The organism is Psychrobacter sp. ASPA161_6, from assembly GCF_051970285.1.
In the GTDB taxonomy this organism is placed as follows: domain Bacteria; phylum Pseudomonadota; class Gammaproteobacteria; order Pseudomonadales; family Moraxellaceae; genus Psychrobacter; species Psychrobacter glaciei.
The window spans coordinates 1,069,996-1,083,289 of sequence record NZ_JBEFNJ010000001.1 but is presented as its reverse complement, the minus strand read 5'-3'; the positions used below and the strand labels follow the sequence as shown (position 1 = coordinate 1,083,289).

The window sequence follows — 13,294 nt, the reverse complement described above, 5'->3', positions numbered from 1 at the left end:
ATTCACGCAAGACAACCTTATCTTTAGCACACGAGTCAAACAGCAATTGCTTACTCAAAATAATAAAATTATGGTTTGATAAATAAACCCCTGCATGGTGATATGAATGGCAAAATCGTCCGGAAAACGCTTTATGAAACTGGCTGGTATGACAGCCAGTATTGCTGGAAAAGCAGCTAAAAACTCATTAAGGCACCTCTCAAGTGACGAAGAAAAACGTCTGCAGGCACGCTCAGAATTGATGCAAGATGTGGGTATTCAAATAGCCGAAACGCTTGGTGAGATGAAAGGCGCGGTGATGAAAGTGGGACAAATTGCCTCACAATATAAAGACGTGTTTCCCCCTGAAGTGGCGACCGCTTTAGAGAAGTTGCAAAAAGATGCGCCGCCCATGCCTTATGCGCAAATACGGGCACAAATCGAACGTGAGCTCAAAGCCCCTGTCGATCAGCTATTTACCGTGTTTGAAGAAACACCATTTGCCGCCGCTTCCATTGGACAAGTGCACAAGGCTATTTTACCTTCTGGGCAAAAAGTCGTCGTCAAAGTACAGTACCCCGACGTGGATGAAAACTGTGATAGTGATCTCAAGCAAGTCCGCATGGCACTGAAAATCGCTGGCGTTCTAAACATGAGCAAGCAATTACAAGAGCAACTCTTTAACGAGATTCGCCAAAGCTTGCACGATGAATTGGACTACGTCAAAGAAGCCCACAACCTACAGGTCTTTGGTGCTTTTCATGCTGAGGACGAAGGGCTTATTATCCCTAAAGTCATTAATAGCCATTCCACTAGGCGAATTTTAACGTTGACGGAAGAGATGGGTGAAACGTTGACAGTCGCCGCAACGTGGGATAATGAGATTAAACAGAAAATCGCCGAACGTCTATTTCATTTCACTGCCGGCCAACTGTTTGGCTTATATCGCATGCACTGTGACCCCCACCCCGGTAACTTTGCGTTTCGTCATGACGGCAGTGTCGTGGCTTACGACTTTGGTGGCATTCGCAGCTATAGCCATAGTGAGGTTCAATTGTTTCGCCGCTTTGCGCAACACGCCGTCAAAGGCGATGTCACCGCACTCGAGCAAGACTTAATCGCTCTTGATATTCGCCGTGAGGATGATAAAAATGTGCCAGGTGAATTCTATGAAAAGTGGCTGGCTATTGGGATGAAGCCGCTCTCCATTGCACCTTATCAAGAAGGGGCTTTTGATTTTGGCAGCAGCCAAGTTCATCACGAAGCAATCAGCCAAATGCGCACCTCATTAAAATACTTTGGGCAATTTCAACCTTCAGCCACGACAATGATGCTGGATCGCACCGTATCAGGACAATATTGGAACTTGGTCAATTTGGGTGTCGAGATCGATCTGTCACCGCTGGTTGCTCAGTATATAACCAACTAGTTAACCTGATTAGAAAGACGAGTATGCATTACACGTGCAATGCATGGCCGCAGCGATCACAAAAAGTGGCACTGACTGCATGCCCAAATTTTCCGCAATTCGGACAAGTGATCGGATTGAGTTGTGGGCGCATATTCCGAGCCAGCTCAGAGGTAAAAATACCTGTTGGTACCGCAATAATCGAATAACCTGTAATCATGACCATGCTCGCAATCGCTTGACCTAGCGGTGTTTTAGGTGACATATCACCGTAACCGACCGTAGTCATGGTAACGACCGCCCAATAGATAGAAAGCGGAATACTGGTAAAGCCGTTTTCGGGACCTTCTACTACATAAATAATCGATCCAAAAATCGTTACCAATAGAACCAGTGATAAGAAAAACACGGTGATTTTTTGCTGACTGGTTCTAAGTGCCGAGGCCAAGAAGCCCGCTTGTTGCATATAGGCTTTGAGCTTAAGTACGCGAAATATGCGCAAAATACGTAAAATACGTATGACCAATAAGTACTGTACGCCCACGAACAATAGACTTAAATAACTGGGTAAAACGGATAATAAATCTACTATCCCAAAAAAACTAAAGGCATAACGAAAACGATTGGGTGCTGAAAACCAGCGCAAAGCATACTCAATAGTAAATAAAATGGTAAAAAACCATTCCGCATAAAAAAACAGCGTACCATATTGCAAACGCATATATAACACACTATCCAGCATCACAACACCAACACTGGTCAAAATCGCTATCAATAATACGACATCGAAAAGCTTACCCATACGGGTATCTGTGCCTTCGACAATGATATGAATGCGGTTACGCAAGTGAGTAATAGCTTCGTTATTTGGTTGCTTCATAGAGTCAATAGAGTCACAAGATCAATGGTTTTAAAAAACCGAACGATTTAGGCTAGCAGGAACAAGCTAAGATTGGTCAAAATGCGCAAAAGTGGTTTATAATACGCGACAGCTTATGAGTACCAATAGCTATTATCAGGTTTGATAGATAGTTTGATAGATAGTTATATAGGTAGCCATAATACAAAGAATAATAGTGTAGCAAAAAAGCACTGCGAACGACATACAAATTGTTAACTTGTAAGTAAGCCAATCACCTTAGAAAAACAGGTCAATCATATAATAAAAATAGCTCGTTAAGTGTCAAAAATCATCATTCATACTCTTTTTATTCACACCATAAATACCACGTAAAAATTTAAGGATGTCATATGGCAGGCCATTCAAAATGGGCAAATATTAAACACCGTAAAGCCCGTCAAGATGCGGTAAAAGGTAAAGTATTTACCAAGATTATTCGTGAAATTGTTTCTGCTGCCAAGCAAGGTGACCCCGACCCTGACAAAAACCCACGCTTGCGTGCCGTTATTGAAAAAGCATTATCAGTCAATATGACCCGCGACACGATCAACCGTGCTGTCGATCGCGGTACGGGCGGCGGTGATAACGAAAACATGGAAGAAGTCAGCTACGAAGGCTATGGCGTTGGCGGTGTGGCGGTGCTGGTCGAAACCATGACTGACAACCTCAACCGTACCGTCAGCGAAGTACGCCACGCGTTTACCAAACATGAGGGTAATCTTGGCACCTCAGGCTCAGTGGCCTATCTGTTTACTAAACGCGGTGAAATCACTTTTAATGATACAAGCTTAGAAGACGAAGTGATGTTGGTCGCCCTAGATGCTGGTGCGCTTGATATCGAAAATGATGGCGACAGCTTGCTGGTCATCACCGAATGGGAAACTTTCGGTCAAGTCAAAGATGCACTTAATGCTGCAGGTCTCATCTCTGACAATGCGGAAGTGACCATGTCGCCCTCAACCACTGCTGAGATAGACAATGTGGATGATGCCGAAAAAGTTATGAAAATGATTGATATGCTAGAAGACATCGATGACGTACAAGAAGTTTATAGCAATGTGAATTTCTCTGCTGACGTCATGGCACAACTTGAGCAATAATTTTATCCCTGAACTATTTATGTTCATTGTCCCATCCTAAAATAGACAAAAAAAAGCTGCTCTTATATAGAGCAGCTTTTTTGGTTAGAGCTTCTTTAAAATCAACGGTTGGGGACGGTCAAACGCTGACCGCGCTGTAGCATGGTGTCGGCTTTTATTTTATTCATATCAGCCAGCTCTTGCGTTGATACGCCATATTTACGAGCCAAACCAATCAAACTATCCCCTGAACCAACCGTATAGCTTACCGTTACTTTAGGCACTTTGATGGTTTGTCCACGTTGTAGCTGAGCATTGGTCGCAAGATCATTGGTCGCCGCCAAATCTTCGACTGAAACGCCAAACTGACGCGCCAGCGCGATTAAACCATCACCTGATTTCACTTTATAACTCTCAGTGTCGCCCAGTTTTTTACCATTACTGCTTGCTGTACTAGCCGTAGTACTAGCAGAACTGCTGCTTTGATTGCTGCTAGTAGAAGTAGCAGGAGCACTACCGCTAGCAGGAATGGTAATGGTGCGACCCAATATCAAATTGGAGTTGGTTTTTAAATTATTGGCTGCTGCCAAATCACCCAAACCGATATTGTAACGCTGAGCGACACCCGTTAAGGTATCTCCTGATTTCACTTTATAACTGACCGACTTATCATTCAACTGACGATCAACCAACTCTTTAGACGCTGGGACTTTAATCGTTTGACCGCGTTGTAGACGTGCCTTAGCATCAAAACTGCTATTGACCGCAGCCAACTCTGCCGCACTGACCCCCACACTGTTCGCAATGCCAATCAAGGTATCACCTGATTTTACTTTATAGTTGGTCGTTGATACTGAAGAGCTTGCACGGCTAGTCGAACTACTGGCACTAGTGCTGTTACTAGTAGAATTAAAGTCAACGCTGGCCGGTACTTTCATTGTCTGACCCACATACAATGAATCAGTCGTACCAATGTTATTAAGGCTCGCCAAGGTTTCAGTTGAGATGTTAAATTGGCGTGCTAGGGCAATTAGCCCATCACCTGCTTTTACTTTATAGTTTTTGGTCGCAGTCGACGACTTACTTGGTTTAGTCGATGGCGCAGCAGGTGTGCTTGCTGGAGCGGTCACTTTACCTGGTATCAACCACAGCTTTTGACCTCTAAGTAAGTCAGCACGGCTGCTTAGGTTGTTGTAACTTGCTAACTGTGTCACAGACAAACCAAAGCGGTTGGCCGTACCAATTAGGGTGTCGCCACCTTGTACCACATAACTCTCAGGCTGGCTTGCTACGGTGGCGCTACTGCTGCTTAATGGCTCAATAGTTTTGGCACTATACAAGTATAACGTACTGCCAGACAATAGCTTAGCACTGGCATCTATTTGGTTCCATTCAGCGATATCACGCCAGCTAACATCAGCACGACTGGCGATATTTGATAAAGTATCGCCACGTTTTACGGTATAAGTGGTACGTGTGCCTTGTGGTTTTGGCTTACTGACTGATGTCTTTGGAAAACTCAGCTTTTTCTCTTCACCGCGTGCTTCTAAAATAGACTGCTGTGTCTGTACTGCGGAAAGATTGATATTACCATCCGCATTGATGACGTTGGTCTCAGCAGTATTGCTTCGAATTTGATTGGCAATAAAGTCGCGCTCTTCTTTGCTTAGCGGTGGCTCTTGGACGATAGTGTTGTTTTGGGTGATCTGTGCAGAAGTAGTCGGTAAACTGTTGCTGCTTTTGAGCTCTGCATTGATTTTGTTGGTTTCTGCTGTAGTCAAAGGCGGCTCAGTACGCACAGCATTGTTGCTATAGACAGAGCTGCTCGTCGGCGTGACTGATGGTGAAATATAGCTGGTCGTTTGCTGAGGCACACTGGCACTCGCCGCATAATCCGCAAGCGCACTGCCTGTAGAAGGCAATGACGTGCCGGTATAGGGCTTGCTATTGTAGCTTGGTGTCGTTGGTGCATTAGGATTCGTGTTGCTGGTAGCGATAACATTGCTACTACCGTTGCCTCTTAACGAGCTTAATTTTGCATCAGTATTGAGACTCACATCATTCGGAATGATAATACGCTGCGGGCCTGAGGAATCCACACGGGCTGATGTCAGGGCAGTATTCAGCCTTTCTAGTTCATCATAACTAACGCCTGTCACTTGTGACACTTCGGCTAAGCTAACGCCATAGTTCACTGGCACACTACGGAAATGCTGGCGGTTGGCGATAGCGGGCAGATAAACGCCATATTGCTCAGGTTTGGCCACAATTTCAGCCACTGCCAAAAAGCGCGGTACATAGTTCATGGTCTCAGTCGGTAATCTGAGTGACCAATAGTCAGTTGGTAAACCGCGAGCTGCGTTAGCATCGATTGCTTTTTGCACACGACCAGGGCCAGCATTGTAAGCGGCTAATGCCAGCTCCCAACTACCAAATTGATTATGTAGAGCTGTCAAAAAGTCATAAGCAGCGCGCGTTGATTCGATGACATCACGGCGGCCATCATAACTACTGCTTTGGTTGAGACCATAAATACGACCCGTACTCGGAATGAACTGCCATAGACCTGCGGCAGCAGCACTACTGGTACCACTTGGATCATAGGAGCTCTCAATCACGGGCAGTAACGCAAGCTCAGTGGGAATATTACGACGCTCAGCTTCTCGTACGGTATGGTATAAATAGCGACTGGCACGCGCCGTTAAGCGATTTAGATAGTCCTGTCTGCTGGTAAACCAACCCTTCTGCCCTTCGATACGCTGATTATAAACAGGCTGACCACCATTCATGCGATAGCCCGCACGTAGGCGATTCCATAAGTCCCCGTATTGTTGAATAGCAAGCTTATTGCCTTCAACCATCGTCATGTCAGTCGCTTCTAGCAAATCCGCAAGCTCATCTAAGCTTTCAGCATCCAAAAATGCCGTTGAATAATCAGCATTAGTGCTTGGGTTAGCGACTTGATTGGCAGGACGTTTGGTAACCACAGCTGAGCTGTTGGTCATGCCCTTATTTTTTACCGCTGACGTATTACTACAAGCACTGATAAGTAAAGTCGTTACCGCAAGCGTCAATGGTAAGGCAATAAATGAGCGAGAGTTTGAGAGCACATTAGACATGGTATTGGAAGTTTCCTAACGACAAGAATTGATAAGGTAATATTGATGGCTAGTATAGTATGCAATGTTAAGCAAACACTAGCCTAATATAAAAGATAATAATCAGCCGATACTCTAGAAGTTACGACGACATGCATAAAAATTGCACGTTCGAACTGGTAACTAATATAGCTTTGAATAATCATCATCTTTTTTATAGCTCAGCGCTGAACATGCACGCTAAGCCATAACTACTGGTTATAAGTACTAACTATAAGTACTGAATTCTTAATTAATAGCCACTTGTGATACAGCGCGTAGCAGAACTGCATTGCCAGTAGACAACGTCAAAGTCACTCGCGAGGTCGTGACAAAAGACACATTGCGACCGTCTTTTACCCAGCTTTCATTGGTCGTAACATTAGCCTTGGCCTGATTACCAGTGATGACAACGTTATCTACAGAAATATCGTAGCGATAATTGGACGTGTCATTCCAACTGTTTTGCAGTAACTTTAAGTAGGCATCTTTATCTAAGCTGGTAGACTTACCTTTTCTTGATAATGAAATCAGCGCATCGTCAGAGACAAGACCGGCGACTTGATTGATGCTTTTATTATTCGCTGATGACTTCATGGCTGCTGCATAGCTTTGTACCAAATCTTCGGTCATGGTCGCGGCTTGCGCAGTGATGCTTACGGTGCTTGCCACAGCAACCGCTGCTGTTGCGCCAGCACTTTTTAGCAATAGAGCCAACAGCCCTTTTCCCCATAGTCGTTTCATGATAATCCTTAACGATACCGTTTTCGTTGTTGTCGTTGGCATTAATTGACGTTTAGCACCTATTTACTATTTAATTATAGATGGCTATAGTCAGTTCAATATAAAAAGATATGACAAATATAACGCCCCGCTGGACGCTAACCTTTTATTAACGCGTTTGCTTAAAACTTTTAACAGCATACTTTGTTAGTGATTTTAGCCTATCACTCAATTCTCACAGCCATGTGACACCCTGTGTAATTATTGCGAATATCACTTTACTATGAACGCCTTACAGCTTTATTACCCTACAGCACTTATTGCTCTAAAGCACTGGCCATACGTCAACTGCACTGTCATGACTCAGAAGCCCAATGTCTGGCGCATCAATGATAACGCTATAACTTACTCTCTGTATTACTGTCTTCATACTGCTCATCATCGCTCAGTTTCATGCCCAAACGCTCTACGCGTCTGTCCATCATTTGCCGTGCTAACGCCTGCATGTCTTCAACGCGGTCTATCTCATCCACAATTTCAAGACCCAATAACGTTTCAAACACGTCTTCTAAGGTGACCAAGCCTTTTACTTCACCGTACTCACCCACGGTAATAGCGATATGAATACGATTTTTTAGCATGAGCTCCAATAAATCAAATAACTTCATCTTTGAAAATACAAAGGTGATATCACGTTTGAACTGAGTCAACGGCTTATGCATCGCATGATTGACTTTCGCCAACAACATATCTGTTTTTAAGACAAAACCCGTAATATTGTCCAAGTCGCCATCATAAATCGGCAGTCGTGAAAAAGTCAGTTTAGGACGATCAACCAGCAATTCAGCCACGGTTTTGTTTTCTTCAAACGCCAACATCACCGAGCGCGGCGTCATGATATCTTCGACTTTAATAGCACCAAATGCGAGTAAATTGCGAATAATTCGAGATTCTAGTGGGTCGATCTGTCCAGACTCTTCACCAATACTAGCAAGCGCAGCAAACTCACGACGGCTAAATGCTTGTGGTTCTTTGCCACGTACCAGCAGTTTCGTTAGCCGCTCCGAAATCCAAATAAGCGGATAAAGCAGTAAAATGATACCGCGCACAAAGTAAGCGACCATGCCACTTAACTGACGCCAATATACCGTTCCAAGTGTCTTTGGGATAATTTCAGATAAAAACAAAATAGCCAACGTCATAATGGCAGAAAATAGCCCAAACCAAGCACTACCAAACACGATCGTAGCCTGAGCACCCGCTCCGATAGAACCTAACGTATGAGCCACTGTATTCAAGGTCAAAATAGCGGCCAACGACTGATCGATATTATCGACCTTTAATCGTCTTAGCATATTTGCTTTTTTTGGATTGCGTTCTTGAACATCCGCAATATAGGATGGTGTCATGCTCAGTAATGCAGCCTCTGATAAAGAGCACACAAATGAGATACCGATGGCAATAACCACAAAAAATATCAACAATAATACACTCATAGCAGTCGGCTCTGCTACTAGACTTTCTGTTACTACGCCCCCCGCTGCAAAAGCGGAATGAGGCAATAAGAACATCAGCATTGCTAGTAGTGCCGACAGCCTAGAGACTGATTTAGTAAGACTAAGACGCTGTAAATAGCGTGGTGTCGGAGGAGGTTTAGCAGACGCTTCTTTAAAAGCGCGCGGACGACACAAACGAGGTATAAACATAAAAGTGGTGGACAAGTTAGGTAACCTAAACATAAAAGAGAAAAAAGGAATCGAAAAAGATAATTAGCAGACTACATCAAACAGCAAACCATCTATTATAAAAAACTGGATCGTGCTAAATGTTCCAGTAATGCTGCTGTCATACCTTCTATTAGATATAATTATAGCCTAATAGCAGCGCGCACTAAATACAGGCAATTATTGTCTTTTGATAGTAGCACTGATGATGTGAATGCACAATAAGTCACTATTTGTTTTTAAGCGGATTGTTTTAATGTAACTGGGTGCTCAAAATGGATGTTTTTAATAGTATTGTCTTGACCATACTGATCATATTGCATAATTCTGATGTTGTTTAGGCATAGTTTGCATGAACTTAACCCTTAGATATTCCAAGTCAGTCTCCACTCCACGATACCCTATTTTATACACCAAAGAGATTGTAGTGATAAATATTGACTGCTAGTATGCCAGTACGTTAAGAAAAACATCCTCAGCCTATGATTAACAGTTACCAAGTCTAGGATTTTTTGTTACTATGCGTTTAATTTATTATTATCTATGACTCACTGAGAGAGATTATGTTGTTATTTATCCAAGCGGCCCATGCTGCCGAAACTGCCGGTGCTGCATCACTATTTGGTCAAATCTTATTACCTGTTGCTTTTTTTGCAATTTTTTACTTCTTAGTGATCCGTCCTCAATCTAAGCGCACGAAAGAACACCGTGCTATGGTCAATGCGTTGACAGTCGGTAGTGAAATCATCTTTGCTGGTGGACTAATGGGCCGTATCAAAGCATTAGAAGGCGATTATGCAGTCGTTAGCTTGAACAATAATACAGATATCAAAGTACAGCGTGCTTCTGTTATTTCAGTATTGCCAGCTGGCACTATCGAAAGCGTCTAATTATTGTCAATAGCTTTGATAATAATTAATGAATAGTTGTCATAGCTATAAAAGCAACCGCTATAAAAGTGACCGTATCTGATTTACGGTCACTTTTCGCTTTACCTTTTTACGTTTTATTATCATCGCGGATGATCGCAATGGTGCATCATGACGGCTGCTAAATAAGCACTCAACCATTGCTCTCACTAACTTCCCATCTGCTAACTTGTGGCCTGCGTCGCCAATAGTTTATCAACTTAAAGAAGTGATTATGCAATATCCCGCTTGGAAATACTTACTTATTACCGTCGTGCTAATCATTGCCGGTCTGTATGCTGCTCCTAACCTCTATCCTGATGAACCTGCGGTACAGATTACTAGTGCAGCAGCAGGTACGCAGCTGTCTGATGGTATCTTGACCCAGTCTCAAAGCTTACTCGAAGATGCTGGTTTGAACAATCATGACGGCACCTTTGAGGGCAACAGCGCGCTGGTACGTCTTGATAACCCAGTCGATCAGCTCAAAGCACAGGAAGTACTGCGTCAGAACTTGGGCGAGGACTATGTGGTCGCGCTCAACTTAGCGCAGACAACCCCGCAATGGCTACGTGATATCGGTGCTAGACCGATGAAGCTCGGTCTTGATTTACGTGGTGGTGTGCGTTTTGTGCTAGAAGTTGACATGGATAAGGCTCTCGATCAACGCCTGACCAGTGCCAGCCGTGATGTACGCCGTGACCTGCGGGCTGAACGTATTGCGATCAAAGGCATCAAAACTGAAAACCAAGGCATCGTGCTACATTTCGCCGATACAGACACACGTAATCGTGCACAAAATGTCTTGCAAGGCTCGATGAGCAATACTTTTAGTTTACAGTCTTCTATTGATGACCAAGGCCCTGCCCTGATTTTGGTATACAACGATGCAACGCTAGACGAAATCAATAGCTATGCGGTCAATCAAAACTTAACAACCCTACGCAATCGTATTGCTGAACTTGGAGTCACCGAAGCTTTGGTACAATCACAAGGCGCGAGTCGTATCGTCGTTGAATTACCTGGTGTACAAGATACCGCAGAAGCAAAACGAGTCCTTGGACGCACAGCGAACCTTGAGTTCCGTATGGTGGCTGAGGACAGTGAAAACTACACCGGTGGCATTCCTCCTGCTGGTACCGAAGCATTCCCGTTTGAGACGCTTGATGGTCCACCGGTATTGCTAGAGCGTCAATCTATCGTCACAGGTGATAAAGTCACTAATGCACAGACGGGTATTGATGAGAGCGGCTCACCTGAAGTAAGTATTACGCTGGATAGTGCTGGCGGTAAGCTGATGCAAAACGCCACACGTACTGCTGTTGGCAAGCAAATGGCCGTCCTATTCATTGAAAATAAGCAAAGAATCACTTACGAAGAAGACCCAGCGACTGGCGAAACGGTCGAAGTACGTACGCCTTATGCTGAAACCAAAGTCATCAATCGCGCCAATATCCAAGCCGTACTAGGCTCCTCTTTCCGCATTACTGGTCTTGATAGTAGTGCAGAAGCAGCAGAACTTGCACTACTCCTACGTTCAGGCGCATTAGCCGCACCGATGTACTTTGTAGAAGAACGCACCATTGGTCCTTCACTGGGTCAAGAAAATATCGATAAAGGTCTCTTCTCTACGCAAGTTGGTTACTTGTTAGTCTTTGCGTTCATGATTATTTTCTATCGTCTGTTTGGGGTCATTGCCAACGTGGCGCTAGCGATTAACGTCATTATCATCATTGCTATTATGTCAATTTTAGGCTCATCACTGACCCTGCCCGGTATTGCCGGTATCGTCTTAACCATTGGTATGGCGGTCGATGCCAACGTGCTGATTTTTGAGCGGATACGTGAGGAGCTGGCAAATGGCGTCCGGCCAAAATCTGCCATTGTGGCGGGTTTTGATCGCGCTTTTAGTAGTATCTTCGATGCCAACATCACTACCTTATTGGTCGCTTTTATCTTATTTGCGATTGGTACAGGTCCGATTAAAGGCTTTGCGATCACCTTAGCGATTGGTATTGTCAGCTCGCTATTTACCGCGATTTTGGTAACGCGTGCGCTGGTACAAATTGCTTACGGTAAACGTAAATCTATCAAACGTCTGAGCATCGGTTAGGAGAAACATATGGCGATCGATAAGAATAATCCTCTAGAACAGCAAAATAATCCAGATCGAAATGGCTCAAACGGCGATTCAAACAGTAACAGTACGCGCCGCCGTAACAAACCGCGTCGTGATGGTAAAGGTAGTAATACTAAAACCAACAATCCTACGACGGCGAAATCAGACAAAAGCAAAACGCGTCGTGGCGGTCAAAGTGCTCAAGCATTGACCACACAGACAAGTACACCTGTCGACCAGACTCAATTAATGAGTGATGCCGCTGAGGACGCTGCTGCACAAGCTGAAGGCGGTATCAAAGCCGTTGGTAATCAACGTATCATTCCCTTTATGAAGATAGAAAAGCCGATGGCTATTTTATCGTTACTCATGGTGATTGGTAGTATTATCGCGATTGCCGTTAATGGTCTAAATCTAGGTTTAGACTTTACCGGTGGTGTTTCAGCAGATGTACGTTATGAGCAGCCTGCTGAACAAGTAGAAGTGGTCAAAGCCTTGGCTGATAATGGCTTTGATGATGCTGTCGTACAATATCTTGGCACACGTCAAGAGTTACTGGTACGTTTGCCACCTCAGTCTGACAATATTGACGGACTCAATGCCAGTCTTAGTGCCGCGTTAGCATTGCCTAATAACACGGTTGAAATCAGTAATGTGAATATCATTGGTAGCCAAGTAGGTAATGAAGTCTATTTGAACTCTGTTATGTCACTGGTTCTAGCCTTGATCTGTATGCTTGGCTATGTCGCACTACGTTTCCAGTTCAAGCTGTCTCTGGGTGCGGTGCTGTCCCTCTTCCACGATGCTATCGTGACCATTGGTGTCTTTGCCCTATTTGGCTTTCCGTTTGACTTAACTGTTTTGGCGGCTATCTTAGCCTTAATCGGTTATTCATTGAACGATACGATCGTTGTCTATGACCGTATTCGTGAAAACTTCCGCCGCGTCCGTGGTATTACACCGCGTCAAACGATTGATTTGTCATTAACAGAAACGTTACGCCGTACCATTATGACTATTTCAACTGTGTTACTGGTTGTTTTAGCCATGCTATTCTTGGGCGGTGATGGTCTCTATTGGTTCTCGGTTGCACTATTCATTGGTTTGTTGGCTGGTACTTATTCGTCAACCTATATCGCAAGCTCGATTCCACTACGTATGGGGCTATCTCGTGATGATTTCGTGGTCAAGGTTAAGCCTGAATTTGAAGAAGAAATCGTCACCTTTAATGACCCAAAAATGTTTGAACAAGACAATATTTAAAGCAACTTAGTTAGGGTCTGTTGAGTATTCAAATGTGGAACTGGCAGTGGCTA

The 13,294-nt window shown here is 44.1% G+C and carries 9 protein-coding genes; 5 read left to right on the top strand and 4 right to left on the bottom strand.

Annotated elements, in window-relative coordinates; translation table 11 throughout:
* Positions 1–106: 106 nt before the first annotated feature.
* Positions 107–1,408: an ABC1 kinase family protein gene (locus tag ACTQ9T_RS04435; RefSeq protein WP_440464187.1), complete on the top strand. Its 1,302-nt coding sequence runs from the start codon at positions 107–109 to the stop codon at positions 1,406–1,408.
* A 28-nt stretch (positions 1,409–1,436) separates the two neighbouring features.
* Here the strand turns inward: ACTQ9T_RS04435 and ACTQ9T_RS04430 are convergent, their stop codons facing one another.
* Complete coding sequence (locus ACTQ9T_RS04430; RefSeq protein ID WP_010198359.1) at positions 1,437–2,267, bottom strand: ion transporter; 831 nt, start codon at positions 2,265–2,267, stop codon at positions 1,437–1,439.
* A gap of 371 nt (positions 2,268–2,638) precedes the next feature.
* Between ACTQ9T_RS04430 and ACTQ9T_RS04425 the strand changes: the two genes are divergently transcribed.
* Positions 2,639–3,388 (top strand): YebC/PmpR family DNA-binding transcriptional regulator, encoded by a 750-nt coding sequence (locus tag ACTQ9T_RS04425; RefSeq protein WP_010198357.1) that lies wholly within the window; start codon positions 2,639–2,641, stop codon positions 3,386–3,388.
* Positions 3,389–3,489: 101 nt separating this feature from the next.
* Here ACTQ9T_RS04425 and ACTQ9T_RS04420 read toward each other — a convergent pair whose 3' ends face one another.
* From ACTQ9T_RS04420 to ACTQ9T_RS04410, 3 genes are all read right to left on the bottom strand, one after another.
* Positions 3,490–6,486 carry a LysM peptidoglycan-binding domain-containing protein gene (locus tag ACTQ9T_RS04420; RefSeq protein ID WP_440464186.1) on the bottom strand — a complete coding sequence of 999 codons (2,997 nt, stop codon included), beginning with the start codon at positions 6,484–6,486 and terminating at the stop codon, positions 3,490–3,492.
* A gap of 267 nt (positions 6,487–6,753) precedes the next feature.
* Positions 6,754–7,248, bottom strand: a complete 495-nt coding sequence (locus tag ACTQ9T_RS04415) for a hypothetical protein (protein ID WP_201592458.1) — start codon at positions 7,246–7,248, stop codon at positions 6,754–6,756.
* 377 nt (positions 7,249–7,625) lie between these two features.
* Positions 7,626–8,933, bottom strand: a complete 1,308-nt coding sequence (locus tag ACTQ9T_RS04410) for a hemolysin family protein (protein ID WP_440464459.1) — start codon at positions 8,931–8,933, stop codon at positions 7,626–7,628.
* Between the two features lie 581 nt (positions 8,934–9,514).
* Between ACTQ9T_RS04410 and yajC the strand changes: the two genes are divergently transcribed.
* The 3 genes from yajC (at position 9,515) to secF (ending at position 13,241) form a co-directional block, all read left to right on the top strand.
* Complete coding sequence (gene yajC / locus ACTQ9T_RS04405; protein WP_189581667.1) at positions 9,515–9,841, top strand: preprotein translocase subunit YajC; 327 nt, start codon at positions 9,515–9,517, stop codon at positions 9,839–9,841.
* A gap of 253 nt (positions 9,842–10,094) precedes the next feature.
* Positions 10,095–11,972 (top strand): protein translocase subunit SecD, encoded by a 1,878-nt coding sequence (gene secD / locus ACTQ9T_RS04400; RefSeq protein ID WP_010198348.1) that lies wholly within the window; start codon positions 10,095–10,097, stop codon positions 11,970–11,972.
* A 9-nt stretch (positions 11,973–11,981) separates the two neighbouring features.
* Complete coding sequence (gene secF, locus ACTQ9T_RS04395; protein WP_440464185.1) at positions 11,982–13,241, top strand: protein translocase subunit SecF; 1,260 nt, start codon at positions 11,982–11,984, stop codon at positions 13,239–13,241.
* The last annotated feature ends 53 nt before the right edge of the window (positions 13,242–13,294 follow it).